Origin of the sequence: Micropruina sp. (assembly GCF_047606665.1) — a bacterium.
GTDB lineage: Bacteria > Actinomycetota > Actinomycetes > Propionibacteriales > Propionibacteriaceae > Micropruina.
In genome coordinates this window covers 1-20,547 of the sequence record NZ_JASGEF010000005.1, presented here as the reverse complement: position 1 = coordinate 20,547, position 20,547 = coordinate 1, and the positions used below count along the sequence as shown (strand labels likewise).

The 20,547-nt window shown below is 70.1% G+C and carries 14 protein-coding genes; 10 read left to right on the top strand and 4 right to left on the bottom strand.

Features of this window, described 5'->3' with window-relative positions; translation table 11 throughout:
• Window positions 1-285: 285 nt before the first annotated feature.
• The gene (locus tag QM619_RS00600; protein ID WP_415103243.1) at window positions 286-1,635 is read right to left on the bottom strand and encodes a zinc-dependent metalloprotease; all 1,350 of its coding nucleotides are present in this window, start codon (window positions 1,633-1,635) and stop codon (window positions 286-288) included.
• Window positions 1,636-1,765: 130 nt separating this feature from the next.
• Here QM619_RS00600 and QM619_RS00595 point away from each other — a divergent pair, with 130 nt between their 5' ends.
• From QM619_RS00595 to QM619_RS00555, 9 genes are all read left to right on the top strand, one after another.
• On the top strand, window positions 1,766-2,815 hold the full coding sequence (locus tag QM619_RS00595; protein WP_415103241.1) for a PDZ domain-containing protein: 1,050 nt from the start codon (window positions 1,766-1,768) through the stop codon (window positions 2,813-2,815).
• Window positions 2,812-3,318, top strand: coding sequence for a PPA1309 family protein (locus QM619_RS00590; protein ID WP_415103239.1), 507 nt, complete (start codon window positions 2,812-2,814; stop codon window positions 3,316-3,318). Before QM619_RS00595 ends, QM619_RS00590 begins: the two co-directional genes overlap by 4 nt.
• Before the next feature lie 21 nt (window positions 3,319-3,339).
• On the top strand, window positions 3,340-6,207 hold the full coding sequence (locus tag QM619_RS00585; protein ID WP_415103237.1) for a UPF0182 family protein: 2,868 nt from the start codon (window positions 3,340-3,342) through the stop codon (window positions 6,205-6,207).
• 137 nt (window positions 6,208-6,344) lie between these two features.
• Window positions 6,345-8,129, top strand: a complete 1,785-nt coding sequence (locus QM619_RS00580; protein WP_415103235.1) for an ABC transporter ATP-binding protein — start codon at window positions 6,345-6,347, stop codon at window positions 8,127-8,129.
• A gap of 122 nt (window positions 8,130-8,251) precedes the next feature.
• On the top strand, window positions 8,252-10,327 hold the full coding sequence (locus tag QM619_RS00575) for a hypothetical protein (RefSeq protein WP_415103233.1): 2,076 nt from the start codon (window positions 8,252-8,254) through the stop codon (window positions 10,325-10,327).
• On the top strand, window positions 10,315-11,577 hold the full coding sequence (locus tag QM619_RS00570) for a glycosyltransferase family 2 protein (protein ID WP_415103231.1): 1,263 nt from the start codon (window positions 10,315-10,317) through the stop codon (window positions 11,575-11,577). The genes QM619_RS00575 and QM619_RS00570 overlap by 13 nt, the downstream gene beginning before the upstream one ends.
• Window positions 11,574-12,611: an SGNH/GDSL hydrolase family protein gene (locus QM619_RS00565; protein ID WP_415103229.1), complete on the top strand. Its 1,038-nt coding sequence runs from the start codon at window positions 11,574-11,576 to the stop codon at window positions 12,609-12,611. The genes QM619_RS00570 and QM619_RS00565 overlap by 4 nt, the downstream gene beginning before the upstream one ends.
• Complete coding sequence (locus QM619_RS00560) at window positions 12,608-13,891, top strand: lipopolysaccharide biosynthesis protein (protein ID WP_415103227.1); 1,284 nt, start codon at window positions 12,608-12,610, stop codon at window positions 13,889-13,891. The genes QM619_RS00565 and QM619_RS00560 overlap by 4 nt, the downstream gene beginning before the upstream one ends.
• On the top strand, window positions 13,888-14,784 hold the full coding sequence (locus tag QM619_RS00555) for a glycosyltransferase family 2 protein (RefSeq protein WP_415103225.1): 897 nt from the start codon (window positions 13,888-13,890) through the stop codon (window positions 14,782-14,784). The genes QM619_RS00560 and QM619_RS00555 overlap by 4 nt, the downstream gene beginning before the upstream one ends.
• Before the next feature lie 407 nt (window positions 14,785-15,191).
• On the opposite strand, the gene QM619_RS00550 is transcribed toward QM619_RS00555, so the two are convergent.
• Both QM619_RS00550 and QM619_RS00545 read right to left on the bottom strand, forming a co-directional pair.
• Window positions 15,192-16,190, bottom strand: a complete 999-nt coding sequence (locus tag QM619_RS00550; protein WP_415103223.1) for a glycosyltransferase family 2 protein — start codon at window positions 16,188-16,190, stop codon at window positions 15,192-15,194.
• Window positions 16,187-18,406 (bottom strand): glycosyltransferase, encoded by a 2,220-nt coding sequence (locus QM619_RS00545; RefSeq protein WP_415103221.1) that lies wholly within the window; start codon window positions 18,404-18,406, stop codon window positions 16,187-16,189. The genes QM619_RS00550 and QM619_RS00545 overlap by 4 nt, the downstream gene beginning before the upstream one ends.
• Before the next feature lie 164 nt (window positions 18,407-18,570).
• Between QM619_RS00545 and QM619_RS00540 the strand changes: the two genes are divergently transcribed.
• On the top strand, window positions 18,571-19,434 hold the full coding sequence (locus QM619_RS00540) for a glycoside hydrolase family 16 protein (RefSeq protein ID WP_415103219.1): 864 nt from the start codon (window positions 18,571-18,573) through the stop codon (window positions 19,432-19,434).
• 105 nt (window positions 19,435-19,539) lie between these two features.
• On the opposite strand, the gene QM619_RS00535 is transcribed toward QM619_RS00540, so the two are convergent.
• Window positions 19,540-20,547, bottom strand: a 1,008-nt coding sequence (locus QM619_RS00535) for a hypothetical protein (protein ID WP_415103217.1), incomplete at its 5' end; no start/stop codon positions are given.

Here is a 20,547-nt window from a genome sequence, read left to right as displayed (position 1 = left end):
GCGCGAGCGACGAGGACGAGGCCTCCCGGCTTCGTCCGCTTGCCTTCCCCTGCGAGCGGAGTGGGCCGGAAGGCCTCGTCCGGAAAGACCGTAGTAGGGGTCGGGCGGCTGGTCAACACGGCACCCGGATCGCTGGACGAAGGCGTCGGACGCCGTCGTGACGATCACGCCACGACCTCGGAAAAATACGTCGTGCGACGCAGCAGACGGCGTCGCAGAATGATCGGCATCGCGCGTGCATCGGGCACGTTGGTGATTGTCCGAGGACGAGCTGGCCACCGCCGGTTATCCCTCGCCGCGCTCCTGATCGAGCAGCTTCTGCAGTTCGGCGTCCAGCTCGTCCGGCGCGGCCACATGGCCGTTCTCGGCGTAGCCCAGCGGGTCGTCCAGATCGGCCGAGGTCGGAATCAGATCGGGGTGATTCCAGGCGGCGTCTCTGGCCTCCGTGCCGCGGGTGGCGCGGACGGCGGCCCACAGATTCGCGGCGTCACGCGTGCGCCGGGGCCGCAACTCCAAGCCGACCAGGGATTTCAGTGCGCTCTCCGCGGGACCGCCGGCGGCCCGGCGGCGCCGGACGATCTCGGTCAGCGCATGGCCGTTCGGCATCCACCGGCCCATCGTGTGACCGACCACCTCGTCCACCCAGCCTTCGACCAGGGCGAGCAGCGTCTCCAGCCGCTCCAGCACCTCCGTCTGCTCGGGGGTCACCGCCGGTTCGAACAGCTTGCCGGCCAGAGTCTGTCCGGCGCGTTCGAGATCGTCGGCGCTCATCGCGGCGCTGAGGTGCTGCTCGATCGCCTGTTCCAAGGCGGATGTGTCGATGGTGATGTCGCGGGCGTAGTGCTCGACCAGCGCGTGCAGTTGCGGTCCGAGCCAGCCGACCGCGGCGAACAGCCGCTGCCGGGCCGTCTCGCGCAGGGCGAGGAAGAGCAGCACGTCGGCCGCCGTCACCGACTCCAGTTCGGCGCCGAAGACGTCGATGTTGGTCGGCAGCAGGGCCACCTGCGGCCGGGCCCCCAACGGCAGCCCGATGTCGCTGATGCTCAGCACCTCTGCCGACAGACTGCCCAGCGACTGGCCGACTTGTGCGGCGAACATGCCGGACGCCGCCGCCCGCACCATCGGCTTCATGAACTCCTCGCCCGGCCCTGCCTCGCGCGACATCAGCGCACCGAGCGCGGCCGACAGCGAGGCGACGATCGGGTTCGCGAGCTTCTGCCAGGTCGCGAAGGTGCCTTCCACCCAGGCGGCCCTGCTCCAGGCGACCGCCGGCGTGCTGACCCTGGGAAAGCCGATCTCCTCGTCCAGCCACAGATCGGCCAGACCGGCGGCGTCCCGCACCTGTGTGCCCTGGGCCGTCGACGGCGTCGGGTCGGGTCCGAGCGACGCGGCGACCCGCCGGGCGATGTCCTTGGTGAAGGTCCAGTTCATGCCACTGGCGGCGTCGGTGGGTCCGAAGCCGGCCATCTGGGTCTGGAACTGGGCCATCACCGCCTGCAGGCGCTGGGTGAGGGTGGTCATGTCGAACTCGCCGTCCGGGCCGGGGGTGATGCCGAATTGGGCGAGGAACTGCGCCAGCGGGTTCTCCTCGGGCGGCCGGTCGCCGTTGTCGGGGAGGTCCGGGTCGGTAGCCATGGCTGGGCTCCTGAGGTCGAGGGTTGGGATCGTCATGCCGGCAACACCGGCGTCCTACCCGTTCATTGTCTCGCACCTGGCAAGGAGTCGGCGGGCGGTCGGCACCGGGCGAGTCCGGTAGGGTCGGGGGGTGACCAAGCAGACCTGGACGGCCGCCGTCTCAGCCCTGCTGTTCGTGGCTCTGGCGGCCGTGGTGTCGCTGACTCCGGTGCCGTTCGTGAGCTGGTCCGCCGGTACCACGGTGAATCTCTTCGAACCGGTCGACGGTCAGTCGCGGGTCGAGATTCAGGGAGTTCCTACGCACGCCACCACCGGTCAGCTGCGTCTCACCACGGTGTCGGTGACCCGTGCCGACAGCCAGTTGACCCTGCCGGAGGCCCTGCTGTCCTATTGGCTGTCGTCCCGTGAGGTGCTGCCGCGCGATGCCGTGTACCCGCCGGGAATCGGTGTCGACGAGATCCGGGTGCGAGACGTCCGGATGATGGACGACTCGCAGTCGGCCGCGGTGGCTGCCGCATTGCGGGCTGCGGGCGAGAAGGTCGTGGAGTATCCGATGGTCACCGCGATCTCGAACGGAAGCCCGGCCGACGGCCGGCTGGAGCCCGGGGACTTCGTCCTGAAGGTCAACAAGCAGACGGTGCGCACCATCGCCGACGTGCGAGATGCGATCAACAAGTCGGCCGTCGGCGAGGCGGTCGTGTTCGATATCCTGCGCGACCGGCAGGCGCTGGCGCCGACCATGATCACGGTCGGGTCGCACGCCAACCCGTCGCAGCCCGTGGTCGGCATCGAGTTGGCGATCGGCTACTCCTACGCTCCGCGGGTGGCGTTCCGAATCAGCCCCGACATCGGCGGTCCGAGTGCCGGGTTGATCTTCGCGCTCGCCGTGTACGACATGGTGGCGCCCGGCGACCTGCTGGCCGGCCGCTCGGTCGCGGGCACCGGCACCATCGCCGGCGACGGCACCGTGGGGTCCATCGGCGGCATCCAGGAGAAGATCGCCGGGGCGGAGACCGCCGGCGCGACCGTCTTCCTGGTCCCTGCTGCGAACTGCCCCGACGTGCTGGGCCTTGCCACGTCGATGCGGCTGGTCCGGGTGGCGACGCTGTCCGAGGCGATCGCGGCGCTGGAGGACCTCAAAGATCCGGCCCTAGCTGGCAATGTCAGGGGATGCTCGTGACATCCGATGCGCTGATCGCCGCGCTGATGGAGATCGAGCGACACGTGGCCGGGGTCGGCTGGGATCAGCCGGCACGGCTGTTCGCGCTGGTGCCGACCACCGAGCTGATCGCGGCCGAACCCCACTTGGCCGAGCACTTGACCGGTGGTCTCGATCCGCAACCGGGTCAGCTGTCCGCCATCGAGCAGGACGGGTTCGCCGGCGGCTCCGACCTCGGCGAGGCGCTGGCCAGAATCGCCTGGCCGGCCACGGTGTCCGGGGTGGCGCTCAGCTTGGAGCGGTTCTTCCTGCCCGGCACGGCCGACGCCGACCTGCCCGACGCCGCGGCGTCCGATCAGGTCAGGACGCATCCGGGACGCGAAGAGATCCGCGTCGTCGTCGGGGCGCTCCGCGGCGGCGATTCCCATGGCGTGGCGCGCATCCGCAGCCATCCCGATGACCTGTTGTCGGGCACCGATCTGGTTCCCGGGCTGGCGACCGCGCTGGCACGTACATTGGACTGACACCGAACAAGGAGACCCCGCGTGAGCCTGCCTGCAAGTGTCCACCGACGATCGCCACTGCTGCTGACCTTCGGCATCGCAGCGCTGCTGTTGATCCTGTTCGCGGTCTTCACTCAGGTGTGGACCGAGAAATTGTGGTTCGACTCGATCGGCTTCGGAACGGTGTTCTCGACCGAGCTGATGACCCGGGTTCTGCTCTTCCTCGGCGTCGGCGCGCTGATGGCGGTGCTGGTCGGCGGCAATATGTGGCTGGCCATCCGGCTTCGCCCGCCGGCCCGTGCTGGCGGTGAGAGCGCTGTCCTGGACGCCTACCGGCGACTGCTGGAGCACAACGCCAAATTCGCCGTCGCGATCCCCGCGCTGGCGCTGGCCGTGCTGGCCGGCATGTCGGCCACCACCGAGGTGCTGCCGGTGCTGGCCTGGCTCAACGCCGTGCCCTTCGGGCTCCTCGATCCGACCTTCAGCCTCGACTACAAGTTCTACGTCTTCGAGCTGCCGGTGTGGCAGAGCTTCCTGTCGTTTCTGCTGACCGCGATGACCTTCGGCCTGATCGGCGCGATCGTGGTGCATTTCGCCACCGGCGGGCTGCGGCTGGTGCGTGCCACCGGACGGCCGGAGCTGGCGCAGGCAGCGCGCGTCCATCTGTCGGTGCTCGCCGGCGTGCTGCTGGTGCTCTACGGGCTGCAGAATCTGCTCGATCGGTATGCGATGCTGCTCAGTCAGGGCACGCTGTTCACCGGCATCCATTACACCGACGACCATGCCCGGATCGGCGCCAAGCTGGTGATGGCGGTGATCTCGTTCCTGGTCGCCGCATTGTTCTTCGCCAATCCGGTGATCAAACGGGGCATCTATCCGTCCGCCGCGGTGGTACTGATGGTGGTCTCGGGCCTGATCCTCTCCTTGATCTATCCCGCCGTGGTGCAGTCGTTCGTGGTCGTCCCGAACCAGCCGGACCGAGAAAGCCCATACATGCAGCGGCATATCGACATGACGCGGCAGGCCTTCGGTATCGACAAGACGGAGATCACCGACTACGAGGCGGACACGAACGTCGAAGCGGGCCAGCTCAAGGCGGACGCCGAGGCGCTGCCCGGCATCCGGTTGATGGACCCCGCGGTGATCGGGCCGACCTACGAGCAATTGCAGCAGGTGCGCGGCTATTACACGTTCCCCGAGGCGCTGGACGTCGACCGCTACGTGATCGACGGCACAGAGACCGACGTGGTGGTCGCGGCTCGCGAGATGAACCTGGGCGGCCTGCCCGACCCGAACTGGAACAACATCCATACGGTGTACACCCACGGCTACGGCCTGGTGATGGCCTACGGCAACCGCCGGCAGACCGACGGCTCGCCGGACTGGATCGTGAAGGACATTCCGGTGGCCAAGGGCGGCAAGCTCCCCGACTTCGAATCGCGGATCTATTTCGGCGAACAGTCGACGCAATATGCGATCGTCGGCCGCGAAGAAGGTCAGGATCCGATCGAGCTGGACACCCCGAACGGCCAGTCGAATGTGTATGCGGGCAAGGGCGGCGTGCCGATCGGCGACCCGTTCAGCCGGCTGCTCTACGCGGCGAAATTCACCGACGTCAACCTGTTGCTGTCCGACCGGGTGAACAGCCAGTCGCGCATTCTCTACAACCGGACGCCCAAAGAGCGGGTGCAAGAGGTTGCGCCGTGGTTGACGGTGGACTCGAACATATATCCGGCGATCGTCGACAACCGCACGGTGTGGATCGTGGACGCGTACACCACCTCGAGCAGCTATCCGAACAGCCAGTTGGTGAATCTGCGGAATTCGTCCGCCGACACCCAGTCACGCGTGGTCGGCGCGCAGGTGGACGCCAACATCAACTACATCCGGAATTCGGTGAAGGCGGTCGTGGATGCCTACGACGGCTCGGTGACGCTGTACGCGTGGGATGAGAGCGACCCGATCCTGCAGGCGTATGCGCGGGCCTTCCCCGGCACCGTGCAGCCCAGGAGCGAGATCAGCTCCGACCTGCTCAGCCACCTGCGCTACCCGGAGGACCTGTTCAAGGTGCAGCGCGAGATCCTGAGCCGCTACCACATGACCGACCCGAAGACCTGGTACGCGCAATCCGACCTGTGGCAGGTGCCCAACGACCCGGTCAAGGCCAGCGCGGACGCGAAAGAGCCGCCCTACTACCTGTCCATCAAGTGGCCCAAGGACGAGAGCCCGGTGTTCAGCCAGACCACCGTGTTCGTGCCCAAGAACCGGTCGAACCTGGCCAGCTATCTGTCCGTGGTGGCCGAGGCGACCAGCCCGGACTACGGCAAACTGCGGGTGCTGCGGATGTCCGACACCCATCAGATCGACGGGCCGGGGCAGACCTTCAACGCGATCAACATCGACGGCAAGGTCGCCGAGACCCTGCGTCCGTTCCTGAACCAGGGCGCGGCGTCGGCGACCTACGGCAACCTGCTGACCTTGCCGATGGGCAACGGCCTGTTGTACGTGGCGCCGATCTACACCATGCGCCAGGGCAACACCGGCTCGTACCCGGCGCTGACCTACGTGGTGGTCCGGTTCGGTGCGCACGTGGGCATCGGCAACACCCTGCAGCAGGCGCTGGACGAGGTGTTCGCCGGCAGCGCCGGCGCGAACACCGGTGAGCAGCCGACCGCCTCGCCGACGCCGTCCGGTACGTCGACGCCAGGGAGCACACCGTCTCCGACCAGCACGCCGACCGGCACGGCACAGCCGAACAACCCGGCGGCGGTGGAGCAGCTGGCCAAAGCACAGGAGGCGTTCGTGGCCGCGGACGCAGCGCTGCGTAAGGGCGACCTGGCCACCTACCAGGCGAAGGTGGACGAGGCGAAGGCGGCACTGGCCGAGGCGCTGAGGCTGATGGGTCGCTGACCAGGCCCGACACCCACGGGACCTACCCGTGGTTGGGCGGGACGGACGGTCGCGTGGCGGCCGAGCCGTCTGGACGCCTTCGGGCCCGTGGCGCGGCGGTCGGTACATTTGTGGGCTGCTCGAAACGAGGGGACCCGATGAGTCACACCGCCGAGGCGCCGCTGCGGGCGCTGTGGGAACGCCAACGCCGGTTCCGGCCGCGCTTCGTGGGCGCGGTGATTGCGTCCACCGTCAACAAGGTCGCGGACGTCTTCCCCGAGCTGCTGATCGGCGCGGCCGTCGACGTGGTGGTGCGCGGCAAGGCGTCCTTCGTCGGCGCGGTGCTGGGCGTCGAGTCGCGGGTCGAGCAGCTGGCCTGGCTGGCGGTGATCAACGGCGTGGTCTGGATTCTCGAATCGGTCTCGGAATACGTGGCCGACGTGCTGTGGCGCGGCCTGGCACAGGGGGTCGAGCACGAGCTGAGGGTCGAGGCCTACGACCATGTGCAGCACCTCGACGTCGGCTGGCATGAGACCAGACCACAAGGGACGACGCTGGCCACCCTGAACGACGACGTCAACCAGCTGGAGCGGTTCCTCGACGTCGGCGCGCCGGCGTTGCTGCAGACCGCGCTCAACGTGGTGCTGGTCGGGGCGGTCTTCGCGGCGTCCTCATGGCAGCTGCTGGTGCTGGCCTTCCTGCCGATCCCGGTGATCGTGGTCGGGTCGCTGCTCTTCCAGCGCCGGCTCGAACCGCTGTACGACGCGGTCCGGGCCAGCGTGGCCGACCTGTCCGGCATCCTTGCCGCCAACCTGGCCGGGATCACCACGATCAAGGCGTTCACCGCCGAAGACCGCGAGCGGCGCCGGGTCGCCGAGGTCTCCACCGCCTACCGGCAGGCCAACCTGGCTGCGATCAAGCAGTCGGCGGCGTTCGTGCCGCTGGTTCGGATGGCGATTCTGGCCGGTTTCACCTGCACCCTGCTGCTCGGCGGCTGGGCGACCCTGAACGGCGAGCTCGAGGTCGGGCTGTACTCGGTGCTGGTGTTCATGACTCAGCGGCTGCTCTGGCCGCTCACCGAGGTGGCCGAGGTGCTCGACCTGTACCAGCGCGGACGCGCCTCGGCCAGCCGGATCCTGGCGCTGCTCGACGTCCCGATCACCGTGCCGGCCGGACGCCGCTCGCTGCCGCAGCCGGTGCGTGGCCGGGTCGAGCTGCTCGGCGTCCGGGCCGGGTACGCCGACGGACCAGACGTGCTGCACGGCATCGACCTGGTGGTGCCGGCCGGGCAGACCCACGCGATCGTCGGGTCCACCGGTGCCGGCAAATCGTCGCTGCTGCGCCTGATGCTGCGCTTCGACGACCCGCGCTCCGGGGCGGTGCTGCTGGACGGCGCCGACGTCCGCGACCTCGACTGGGACTCGCTGCGCGGCTCCACCGGCTACGTCGCCCAGGACGTCTACCTGTTCTCGGGCACCATCGCGGAGAACATCGCCTACGGCCGTCCGGACGCCGGACCCGACGAGATCCGGGCGGCCGCCGATGCCGCTGCCGCGCTGGACTTCATCGAAGCCCTGCCCGATGGTCTGGACAGCTGGGTGGGCGAGCGGGGAATCACCTTGTCGGGCGGACAGCGGCAGCGGTTGGCGCTGGCCCGCGCGCTGCTGCGGGATCCGGCCGTGCTGGTGCTGGACGAGGCGACCAGCGCGGTGGACAACGAGACCGAGGCCGCCATTCAGCGCTCGCTGCGCGAAGCAACCCGGGACCGGACGGCGATCGTGGTCGCGCACCGGCTCTCCACGGTGCGGCACGCCGACCGGATCTGGGTGCTGGACGCTGGACGGATCGTCGAGTCCGGCACGCACGACGAGCTGGTTGCCGCCGGCGGCAGCTACGCGGCGCTGTGGTCGGTGCAGACCGGTGAGGTCGCCTGGCGCGACTAGGCGTTCCCCGTGCCCGCTCGTCTGGTCCTGTGTCGCAGGGGACGGGACGGTCCGGGCACTGGACCTCGACTCAGCGAAAGAATCATCCGAGGTAGGTTAGGCTCACCTAAGTAAAGGTTCCCATGACTCTGACTGCTTCCGTGCTGCCCGCTGCCATCCGCCGCCCGCTGCTGCCGTCGCCGACGCGCGCCTGGGCCGTCTGGGCTGCACTGGTGCTGTCCGTGGGCACCCTCGTGGGGCAGGCGGTCCCGGCGCTGGGCTGGATGACGGTGGCGTTCTGGACGGTGGTTCCGGGCCTGCTCCTGGTGCGGCTGCTGCCGCCGACCGGGCTGCCCGCGATCGGCCTGGTTCCGGCGCTGAGCGCATCGGTGGCGGTGCTGGCGCCGACCGTGTCGCTGTGGCTGGGGGTCTGGCCGCCGCAACTCGGGACGGTCGTCATTGCGGGCCTGGCAACCGGCTATGCAGCGATGTCGGTCACCCGGCCGAGTTGGCCGGCGATCGCGCTGCCGACTGACCGGTGGTCGCTGGTGACGCTCGGCATCGGTGCTGCGGCGTTGGTGCTGTGGCTGGTCTCGCTGCCGCTGATCGCGTCCGACCACGCTGCCACCTTCGGCCCGCTGGTCTCGGTGCCGACCTTTGCGGCCGCCCTGCTGCTGGCGGTGCTGGCCTTCCTGATCGCCTTGCGGCATCGGCATGTCGGGTTGCTGTGGACGATGCTGGCGCTGACCTGCCTGATTCAGCGCGGCACCGCGCCGCTGACCCTGGATGCGCCGTCCGTCGACTGGGCGTACAAACACCTTGGCGTCATCGACCTGATCACCAGCACCGGCATGCTGCATCGCGGCCTGGACATCTACCAGGGTTGGCCCGGCTTCTTCGCCGCGGTCGGTTGGATCAGCGTGGCCAGCGGTGTGTCGGCGTTCGCGATCGCGTCCTGGTTCACCCTGGCGGTCACCGTCGCCGGAGTCTGCGCGATGTACACCCTGGCCCGCGCGCTGCGGCTGTCGGTTCCTGCCTCGCTCGCGGCGGCGATGCTGGCGCTGGTGGTGAACTGGGTGGCGCAGGACTACTTCTCGCCGCAGGCGCTCGGCTTCGTCCTGGCGATCGTCACCACCGCCCTCGTCGTCCAGGCCAGGAACAGCCGGATCTGCGCGGTGCTCGCGGTGGTGGTCTTCGCGGCCCTGGTGGTCAGCCACCAGCTCACCCCGTTCTGGTTGCTCGGCGCGATCGGCGTCCTGATGGTGTTCGGGCGGGTGTCGTGGTGGCTGGCGGGTCTGCTGGCCGCGGTCGCACTGGGGCAGTTGGCGGCCAATTTCGAGATCGCCAGCGCCTACGGGCTGTTCACCGGTGTCGACGTGCTGCGCAACGCGCAGACCGGAGCGGCGGCCGATCTGGGCAGCCTGGCCCTGACCGTGCACGGGGTCAGCAACCGAGTGGCCACCTTGGGCATGTGGGGGGTCGCGGCGGCGCTCGCGATCGTCCAGCTGATCCGGCAGCGCTGGGCGCGCTGGCGCCGCGGACCCGGTCTGGTCACCGCCGTGTTGGCGTTCTCGCCGTTCTCGATCCTGTTCGCGCAGAGCTACGGCGGCGAGGCGTTGCTGCGGGTCATGCTGTACTCGATTCCGGGCTGCGCGCTGATCATCGGACCGTGGCTGACCCGCGTCGTTGCCGGCGATCTGCGCGTCCGGCTGACCGGCGGGGCGGTGCTGGTGATTCTGGCGATCGCGGCTGCCCAGGCCTATTTCGCGACCTTCTACCACTACGCGGTGACCAAGGCCGAATATCAGGCCCAGACCCTGCTCGAACGGAGTGTTCCCGGAAAGGCCTACCTCAGTCCCGGCTCGGCGTTCTGGCCGGTGCGGGCCAGTGAGGCCTACGCCTGGCGGCTCACCGACGATTGGGAGTACGACCGTCCGCTGCAGAACGAGGGGGACGGGCTGCGCTCCGACGACTACCTGCTGGCGTTGGAGGCGCACCTGGAGAACCGGAGCGCGCCCACCTTCGCCCTCTACGGCCCGCGGATGGACGCCTACGCCGACTATCGCGGGATCGCCCCGCTGGGCACCATCGACGTGCTGTGCGAGAAGCTGCGCACCCGGCCCGGCTGGGACGTGGTGCTGGACGCCGACGGCGTGACAGTGCTCCGTTACGTGCCGGTCGCCACCCGTGGCCAGGAGGCGGCGACGTGGCGTCCGTGACCTCCGATCCAGGCGCACTGGTGCCGATCCGCTGCGTCGACTGGGCGGTCGAGTCGGCCGACCCGCAGGGGGGAGCTGACCCCACCCTGGAGCCCAACGCCGACGGGCGGCTGTTCGTGCTGGCCACCGCCGGCGGCTGGCCGTCCGCGATCGTCGACGTCCGGGCCGACTCGGCGCAGGCGGCGGCCGAGATCGTGCGCCGCCGGGTCTCCGAGGAAGCGGTGCGGCCGCCGTCCGGATTCGTCGCCGGAGGCCGGGCCGACATAGCAGTGAGCGTGGTGGTCTGCACCCTGGGCCTCGAGCCCCGGCTGGTGGAGACCGTCGCCGCCCTGCTGGCCCAGACCCATGCCGCGCTGGAGATCGTGGTGGTCGACAACGATCCGGCCTCAGGACGGGTGCGGACGTTGCTGGCGGAGGTCGCCGACCCACGACTGCGGGTGATCGACGAACCGCGGCGCGGCCTGTCGGCGGCCCGGAACACCGGCCTCGCACAGGCGGCGCATCCGGTGGTCGCCTTCACCGACGACGACGCCATGCCCGCGGCCGACTGGGTGGCCGCGCTGGCGGCCGTCTTCGACGCCGACCCGCAGGTGGACTGCGTGACCGGACTGGTGCTGCCGGCCGAGGTGGCCACCCGCGCCCAGCTCTTCTTCGAAGAGGCCGGTGGCTTCGGCAAAGGGCTGGGCGCCGGGCACTGGCGGCGCGACGGCGGCGGCACCGCGCTGGGCACCGAGCCCGGCCCGCGGGGGCTGGCCTTCCCGTTCGACGGTGGCTTCGGCTCGGGCAACAACATGGCGTTCCGGGCGGCCGCCTTGCGCGCCCTCGGCGGCTTCGACGAGGCGCTCGGGGCCGGCTCGCCGACCCGCGGCGGCGAAGACCTGGACGCTTTCCAGGCCGTCTACCTCGCCGGCGGCACCGTGGTGTACTGGCCGGCCGCGATCGTCCGGCATCATCACCGGGCCGACCAGGCCGCGCTGGTCGAACAGCTGCACGGCTACGGCGTCGGGATGGCCGCGGTGGTCACCAAACGCTTCCTGAGCTCGCCGGCGGTCGCGGCGGACGTGCTGCGCCGGCTGCCTGGCGGGCTGCGGCTGCTGCTGGACGCCCGGTCGGCCAAGAACCGCGGCAAATCGGCGGTGTTCCCGGCCGAGGCGACCCGTGCGGAACGACGCGGCTACCTGGTCGGACCGGTGGTCTACCTGCGCACCCGGCGCCGGGTGCGGCGAGCATCGGCGGTGGCCGTCCGGTGAACACTCCTCGACGTCCGCGCCTGCTGCTGGCGATCGTGCTGGGGGTGGCGCTGCTGGCCGGCGTCCTGGCGCTGACCAGGCCGGCGCCGGCCACGCCGCTGCGGCTGGTGGTGCTCTCCGATTCGCTGTCCGAGGGCATGGGGCAGGTGACCGGGCTGGAGAAGACCTGGCCGCACCTGGTCGGCGCACGGGTGCGGGCCGAACGCGGCGAGTCCGCCCGCGACGGCGGCACCTGGCTGCCGGCGTCGGTGAACGGCGAGATGTTCGGCTTCCGCATCGGCACCGCGGGCGCGGGCGCCTGGGCAGCCACCGCCAAGGTCGGCATCCCCGGAGCGATCGCGGGTGCCAGCGTGACGTGGCAGACCGACGGCTACGACAGCGCGGTCGTCCAGGTCGTCGCGGAGCGCGCCGGTCAGTCGTTCTCGGCGTCCACCGGGGAACGACGGATCGATCTCACCAGCCCGGACGCCGGCCCGCACAGCTTCACCGTGGACTCCCTGGACGACACCTTGACCGTGCAGGGCGACGGGGTGGTCGTCGGGGTGCTGGCCCGCGCTGGCAGCGGTTCGGTGGACGTCTACAACCTGTCCTGGTCGGGCAGCAGCACCAACGACTGGCTGGGCTGGCTGGATCGGCCGGCACTGCTGCCGCTGATCCAGGCGATTCAACCGGACGTCATCGTGCTGTCGCTGGGTGGCAACGACTTCTGGCAGAGCGGCGACCCGGACCGGTTCGGGGCCCATTTGCGCCGGATGCACGACCAGGTGGCGGCCGTCGCGCCGTCCGCCTCCTGGGTGCTCGGCACCCAGCCGGTGCCCGACCAGACCTCGGCGCAGGACTGGACCCGATTCCAGCAGGTCACCCTCGACTACGCCGCCGAGCTCGGCGCGCCCACCATCGACCTGGCGCAACAGATGCCCGGCGCGTCCGCGGCCCCCCAGCTGTACTCCTGGGATCGCACCCACCTGACCGACGCCGGTCACGCCTTCATCGCCGGCCTCGCCGAACCCGCGATCGACAAGGCCATCCGATGACGGCGTCCGAGACCACGACACCGACCAGGCCCACCTGGCGGGCACGGCTGGGCCGGGCAACCCTGGAATTGGACGCCCTGGCGCTGACCGCGTCGACCGGCGTGACGGCGCTGCTCGGGCTGGCCTACTGGACCATCGCGGCGCACCGCTTCCCGATCGCCGAGGTCGGCCGGGCGTCCGCGATCGTGTCGGCGGCGACCGCGCTGGCGACCGTGTCGAACCTCAGCTTGGGCGGGATGTACGAACGGTTCCTGCCGGTCGCCGGACGGGACACCCGGCGGTATCTGCTGCAGGGCGGGCTGGCCACCGCCGGGCTGGCGTTGCTGCTCGGCTTCGGCTTCCTGCTGGTCGGCCCGACCGAGCGGCTGTTCGTGCACGACTGGGAATGGCTCGGCTTCCCGCTGCTGGTGCTCACGCTGGCTCAGTTCGCGCTGCTCGACAACACCCTGGTCGGCTTGCGGCGGGCGCGCTGGGCGGCCGGGAAGAACATCGTCCATGCGGTGGTCAAGCTGGGATTGGCGGCCGGGGCGGCGTTCCTCGCCCTGGTCGGCGGCGAATCGCTGGTGGTGGCCTGGGCCGCGCCCGCGCTGGTTCTGGTGGTGATCTATCTGCCGGTGGTGTGGCGACACTGCGCCGCCGAGACGATCGTCGGCCAAGCACCGGTGCTGCCGCCGCGCCGCGAGCTGTGGTCGTTCTTCGGCAGCACCGTCGGAATCATGGTGGTCGGCGCGTTGGCGCCGCTGGTGATCCCGCTGATCGTGGTCGACCGGCTCGGGCCCGAGCTGAACGCCTGCTTCACGATGGCCTGGACGTTGTTCTCGGCGCTGGCGCTGCTGCTCGGCACCGTGGTCGGCCCCTACATCGCGCAGGCCTCGGTGCCGGGCGCCGACGTGCGCCGGCTGACCCTGCGGTTCGCGAGCATTCTGCTGGCCCTGTCGGTCTCGGGCGCGGTGTTCCTGTGGTTCGGCGCGCCGCTGCTGCTGGGCCTGCTGGGGGAGCGGTACGCCGTCGAGACCGAGTCGCTGGTGCGGCTGATGGCGCTCAGCCTGCCGTTGTCGCTGGTCGGCATGCTCTACGCCGGTGTCGCCAGAGTGGCCCGGCGGCTGCGGTTGGCGATGGCGATGCAGATGCTGACCGCCGTGGTCGCCGTGGCCGGGACCGCGCTGACCATCGGACGGTTCGGGCTGGACGGCATCGGCTACAGCTACCTGGTGATCGAGGTGCTGACCACCGCGATCCTGCTGCTGCCGACCTGGCGGACCATCCGGCGGCTGACGTGAGCCTGCCGGTGGTCACCGTGCTGATGCCGGTGCACAACGGGGCGGAGCACCTGCTGGCGGCACTGGACAGCGTCGTCGCACAGGATTTCGCCGACTTCGAACTGTTGGTGGTCGACGACGGCTCGGACGACGACACGCCGGAGATCCTGGCCGGGTACGACGATCCGCGGCTACGGGTGCTGCGGCTGGAACGCACTGGCCTGATCGGCGCCCTCAACCGCGGTCTGGACGAGGCCCGCGGCGAGTTGATCGCGCGGCTGGACGCCGACGACGCGATGCTGCCCGGCCGGCTCGGACGCCAGGTGGAGCAGTTCCGGCGCGACCCGCGGCTGGTGGCCTGCGGCGCCGACTATCTGCTGTTCGGCGCGGCCGAGGGGGTGGTCCGGACGCCGCGCAGCGACGCGGACTGTCGCGCCCACCTGGTGTTCGGCTCACCGATCGCCCACCCCGCGGTGATGCTACGGGCGGGCGCATTGCGTGCCGGCGGCGTCCGGTATAGAGCGGATTACCCGCATGCCGAGGATTTCAAACTGTTCAGCGAACTGGCCGAGGTCGGCACGTTGGCCAACCTGGCCGAGCCGGGGCTGCGCTACCGCGTCCATGCCGGCCAGATCAGCCAGCTCGAGGCGGGCCCGCAACGCGCCATGCACCTGCGGATCTGCGCCGAGAACCTCGCCGCACGCGGAATCACGATGAGCGTCGAGAAGCTGGAGCGGCTGCTATGGCCCTGTGGTGGAGGCTTGCTGGCGGCATTGCGATACGCGCTCCGCAGCCTCCCGGAGGTGGTCCTGCTGGGTTGGCGCAGCAACCGCGCCGCAGGCGTCCGCCAGGCGCTGATCGTCGGACGTGAGCGGTTGCGGGCTCTGCTCAGCCGTTCCGGCGCGGCGTCCTGAACCAGGCGGACGCCACCACCGCGAGCAGCATCCAGGTCGCCGCAGAGCCGAACGCGACGGTGGGCGAGACCGCCGTGTACGCGGTCGCCCGCCATCGCCCTGGCCGCACTGGCGGTGAGCAACTCGGTGGCTCGCAGGATCAGCAGCGTGGGCGCGAGGTTGCCGCATTCGAAGAGCACCACCGGAAAGCAGTGGACGCCCCAGGCCAGCTGCCACAGCCCTTTGAGATCCAGGCGAACATTCTCGTCATCCACCGACGCGATCCCCGTTCATGATGGCGCTCCACGCGATCGATGACCTCACTGAGGTGATCGCGCACCTCGCGAAGCGGTTCAGCAGTCATAGCCACAACTGTGGCGCCCTGCGCCTCGAAGTCAAGGCCTCGAAGTCACGACGGTCGAGAGCGGTCAGCGGCGGCGCAGGATCTGGGCGTACAGCCAGGGGTTGAGCGCCAGCACGGCTGCCGCGATGGTCTGGCGCCGGGCGCCGCCGCGCCACAGTCGGGGAAGGTCGGGCAGCCGGATCAGTTCGCGGGCGCGCCGGACGACGTCCGTGACGTCGCCGCTGTGGGCGCCGGCCAGCTTCGCCCGCAGCGCCATATTGGCTGCCGGGAAGACCACCCCGTCGTAGCGGAAGCGCAGCTGCGCCCAGCGCCAGGCGTCCGCTTCGGCGCCGGTGAGGACGCCGGCGTCGGCGAGCAGGCGCCGGACGTGGTCGTCCTGGACGAACAGATCGTGGGTGTGCGGGCCGAACCGGCGTGAGATCGAGCTCTCGTTGATCAGATAGCGGTAGAGGGGTGCGTCCACCAGCGCCACCCGGTCGGCGGTCAGCGCGATCCGCAGCAGCGGCGCGACATCCTCGTAGACGTGGCCCTCGGGGAACGGCGCCTCGCCGAGCAGCTCGCGGCGGAACAGCTTGTTGCAGGCGTAGCCGCGAGCCTCGCTGAGCAGCAGTCTCCGGGCCAGGTCGGCACCGGACATCGCCGGTGCGTCGAAGGCGTCCTCATCGATGCTGAGGGTGCGACCGGCCTCGTCCACCCGCGCCGTCCGGCACATCGCCAGCTGGGCGTCCTGGGCCAGCAGCGCATCGCGCATCGCTTCCAGGAACACCGGCTCGACCGTGTCGTCGGAATCGCAGAACCAGACCAGGTCGGTATCCAGCCTGGCCAGGCCGGTATTCCGGGCGGCGGACAGGCCCCGGTTCGCCGGCTGGGTGACCACCTCGACGGCCAGTCCGGCCCGTTCGGCGGCTTCCAGCGCCCGGTCCATGGAGGCGTCCCCGCCACGGTCGTCGACCAGGATCACCCGGTCGGGGGCGATGCTCTGCGCGCCGATCGAGGCGATGCAGCCGGCGACGTAACGCTCCACCCGGTAGACCGGGACGACGACGCCGATCGTGGCGTTCACCGGGCGCCCCCGCGGGAGCGCAGATAGCGCAGCGGGCCGAGCAGCATGCCGAGCTTCTCGGCCCGGAGCAGGTCGGCCGGGAAGTCGGACGGCAGCGCCGCGTTCTTCTTCGAGTCGGCCGCGAACAGCATGTGCGCGGCGGCCGGGATACGGGCGGCGAAGCCGATCAGGTGCCGTGGCTGGGTAAGCAACAGTTTGGTCAGTGCGGCGGTCAGACCGACGCCGTAGCCGAAGATCTGATCGCGCAACTGCGCGTCGCCGGCGCGGTGGTGATGCCGGACGATCGCCGCTGGGTGGTACACCACCGCGGCTCCGGACAGGTAGACCCGGCGGCACAGGTCGAGATCCTCACCGGCATGGGTGGGGGTGCCCGGGCCGAGGGCGGGGTCGAACCCGCCCAGCCGCGCGAACGTGGTGGCCCGCAGTGCCACCACCCCGGAGCCGAACTCTCCGGCGGTGTAGGGGAAGGCGGCGCCGCGGCGTCCGGCAACGGCATCGGTGGGGGAGCCGACGGCTTGGGCGAGCGCCGACAACGCGGACGCCAGGCTCGGGTCGCCGGCCGGATCCCAGTGCGTGGTGGCATAGCCCTTGGCGAATCCGCCGTACTCCTCGAAGCGCAGCTGTTCGGCCGATTCGAAACCGGCGGGCACCACCAGTCCGGTGGCGCAGCCGATCCCGTGGTGCGCGGTCAGCGCCGCGGTCAGGTGCAACGTCCAGTCCGGATCGGGTACGGCGTCGTCGTCGGTGAAGGCGAGCAGCGCGCCGGTGGCGTGCCGGGCGCCGGTATTGCGGGCGTGGGACGCCCCCCGGCGCGGTTCGCCGACGATGAACAGGCGTGGATCGCTGATTCCGGCGAGCAGGGAGGTCGCCCCGCCCGAGCCCGGATCGTTGTCGACCACCAGCAGCTCGTCCATCGGCCCGCGCTGGGCCAGGACGGCGCGCACCGTGTCGGCCAGCACCGGGTTGCGGCCCAGGGTGCAGATCACCACGCTGACCGTCTCGCTGGTCGCGGCCGGTGGATCGACCGGCTCTGTCGCCTGCTCCGCGGACGCCAGCAGCGCCGGATCGGCGGCGGCCACGGCGGCCCGCCAGTCGGTGCTGCTGCGGGGCGGCGAGTCGAACCGCACCCGTACCTGACCCAGTGGCCAACCCTGGCTCCGGACCAGGGCCTGAACCTCACGTGGAGGTTGAGATTCGGTGGTGTTGTCCCTGGTCAGCTCGATATCGATGACCGGGATCGGGTCGAATCCGGGCGCCGAGCCGGTCACCCGTGCGACCCCGCGGGCGCGTGCGGAGAGGTACCCGGCACCGGTGACGGCGAGGCCTACGAGGCAGCAGAGGGCACGGGCGAGCCCGCCCCGATCGCCGACGAGGGCCTGCCGCAGATAGCGTGCCGGAGCCTCGGTGACCAGCCGGAATGCATGACCGCGTTCGCTGGCCAGCGCCGCTCCCGCACCCACCAGTGAGCTGAGCGCCGCCTTCGAGCGACCTTCGTTCCAGCAGCGCCGGACGAAATAGCGCACCGTGCCGCGAGCGTCCGGGACGAGGTGATCCACGACCGCCGCGGTGTCGCGCAGCACGAGCCGGCCCGGTAGCTCGGTGTGGATCCGGATGCCCAGTTCGGTCTCCTCGCAGCCGGTGGGCAGTTCACCGGTGCGGCCGAGGCGTTCCGAGAACCCGCCGACTGTCTCGAATGCGTCCCGTGCGACCGCCATATTGGCGCCGATCGGGTTGCGGATCGGGGCGCCGTCGGCGGGCAGCCCGCGGTAGTCGCAGCCGACCACCCAGCCGAACTCATCCGGCAGCCAGGACGGCGGCGACCCGGCCGCCCACCGCGGCTGGACGGCGCCGCCGACGGCTGCGACCTGGCCGTCGGCGAACCTGGCTCGCAGGGCGTCCAGCCAACCGGCGCGCGGGACGGCATCGTCGTCGAGGAAGGCCACGACGGCCGCGCTGCTGCGCTCGATGCCGGTGTTGCGACCGCCCGACAAGCCTCGTCCGCCGGCATTGGGTACCACCTGCACCGCTGAGAGGGAAGCCCAGGCCTCGCCGGCGCGGGCGAGCAGTGCAGGATTGTGGTCGATCACCACGACCAACTCGTCGTGTTCGCCGAGTTGCCGCAGACAGGCATCGACGGCCTCGTGAAGCACCGGCCAACGACCCTCGTCGTAGGCGCAGATCACCACGGCCACCCCGGCCGCACGAGACACGGTCATTTAGGTAAGACTAACCTAAGTATGATCTGTTCTGTCGTCGGATCACCCCCCGGAACACACACCCACGGAGGCAGGCTCATGATCGTCCTGAACGCCGACGCTGGAACCGTCCGATACAGCGCTAGCCTTTCCAGTCAATGAAGCCGTCTCGAACCCGCGGCCGGATGGCCATCACTGTGACCGCGCTGTCGACGGCCGTGGTCGCGACCTTTCTGCTGGGCGGCGCCGACTCGTCCGCCGCCAGCCGGCAGCGAGGCAGCCGCGTGGTGCCGGTCGGCACCAAATGTCCGATCGGGACGCAGTGCGGCTCGCTCAGCTGGCACGACGAGTTCGACGCGGCGTCCGGCAGCATCCCGAATTCGGCGCACTGGGGATTCGATACCGGCGCCACCGGATGGGGCAACCGCGAGTTGCAGGAGTACACGGACTCGCGAACGAACTCCTACGTCGCCAGCGACAGCACGCTGCGCATCGTCACCCGGAAGAGCGAGGGATCGGCCGCGGACTACACCTCAGCGCGGCTGGTCAGCCGCAACCGGGTCACCGTCGGCTACGGCTACGTGGAGGCACGGATCAAGTTGCCCAGCTGGCCGGCGTCCGGCCTGTGGCCGGCGTTCTGGCTGCGTTCGCAGGGCGAACCGTGGCCGGACGGCGGTGAGATCGATGTGATGGAGACGGTGAACGGCGCCTGGGGATACTCCAGCACCATCCACGGCGGGCCGGAGCATTGGCAGCAGTATCAGTGGCATTCGACTGGCGCGGTGAATGACGGCGAATGGCATCGCTACGGTGTATTGATCCAACCCGAGCGGCTCGACTTCTACCACGACGGCACGCTCGTTCACACGGTCACCCCGAGCGGCGTGCCGGACGGTGGCACGTGGCCCTTCGATGTCGCCGACCGCCGCTACTACTTGATTCTGAACATGGCGATGGGTGGCTCCTATCCCGGAACCCCGGACGGAAGCGCCACCCTGCCGGCCACCATGCGGGTCGACTACGTCCGGCACTGGCCGCTTGCTGGTTGAGTAGGCCGAACACGGCCAGGTCTCGACAAGCTCGACCAACGGAAACCGTGGCAATGAATAAGGGTGGCGGCGCCGAAGCGCCGCCACCCTTGATGGTTCTCGAGGTCAGCCCACCCGGAGGGTCAGGCTGGTCGACGAACCCTGCAACGCGTCATCACCGCTGAAGCGGATGGTGACCTTGTACTTCCCGTCCGGACGCAGCCAGGGCAGATCGGCGGTGACGTAGTAGTCGGACGCCCTGACCGAGACGGTCTTGCCGCCGGCGCGGATGATCAGCCGGCCAGCAGGCTTGATCCAGTCCCTGGAGCCAATCTCGACTCGGACCAGTGCCCGCTGCTCACCCTGTGCCCGCACCACGGTCGCGGTGACCTTGGAGTTGGCCCTCGCGACGTCGATCGTCCGGCTGACGCTCTCACCCCAGGCACCCTCGGGCGCGGTGGCCTCGACCCAGACCTTGAGCTCGGCACCGGCGTCGGCACCGGTCAACTGGTAGGTGCGTCCGGTCGCGCCCTCGATCGCCTTACCGTCGCGGACCCACTGGTAGCGGAAGGTTGCCTTCTCGGCGTTCTTCCAACTGCCCGGGTTGGCGGTCAGCACGTTGTGGCCCTTGGCCTTGCCCAAGATGTTCGGCCTGCTGGTGACCGTCGGCTTCGGCAGTGCTTTGTCCACGTTCAGGTCGAGGGTGACGGTGCGCAGCACGTCATTGCTCTTGAAGTACCCGCTCCACAGCAGCAGCGAGTGCGTGCCCGCCTCGAATGCCGGCGTGGAGCCGAAGGCGCCCTGCGTGGTGCCGTCCGGCAGGATCAGCTCCTGCTCGAAGGTGCCGTCGGCCTTGGCCTCGAAGGCGAACCAGCGGTCGCTGCCACTGGTCTTCTTGACCTTCCCCTCATCGAGCTTGACCACGATCCTGGAGCCGGCCGTGCCGTCCTTTGTGGTCCAGCCCTTGCCGACCAGCGTGATCTTGCCACCCACGGTCGGGTCGCCCTTGATCTCGACAGTCGCTCCGTCCGGAGCCGGCGTCGTCGGAGTGGTGGTCGGGGTGGTGGTGACCGTGGGCGTGGGAGCCGTGGTGGTCGGGGTGGTGGTGACCGTGGGCGTGGGAGCCGTGGTGGT

Bases quoted from the DNA above. Each gene is read 5' to 3' on its own strand.
- QM619_RS00600 (WP_415103243.1), bottom strand. From the start codon at position 1,635: ATGGCTACCGACCCGGACCTCCCCGACAACGGCGACCGGCCGCCCGAG.
- QM619_RS00580 (WP_415103235.1), top strand. From the start codon at position 6,345: ATGAGTCACACCGCCGAGGCGCCGCTGCGGGCGCTGTGGGAACGCCAA.
- QM619_RS00575 (WP_415103233.1), top strand. From the start codon at position 8,252: ATGACTCTGACTGCTTCCGTGCTGCCCGCTGCCATCCGCCGCCCGCTG.
- QM619_RS00560 (WP_415103227.1), top strand. From the start codon at position 12,608: ATGACGGCGTCCGAGACCACGACACCGACCAGGCCCACCTGGCGGGCA.
- QM619_RS00545 (WP_415103221.1), bottom strand. From the start codon at position 18,406: ATGACCGTGTCTCGTGCGGCCGGGGTGGCCGTGGTGATCTGCGCCTAC.
- QM619_RS00540 (WP_415103219.1), top strand. From the start codon at position 18,571: ATGGCCATCACTGTGACCGCGCTGTCGACGGCCGTGGTCGCGACCTTT.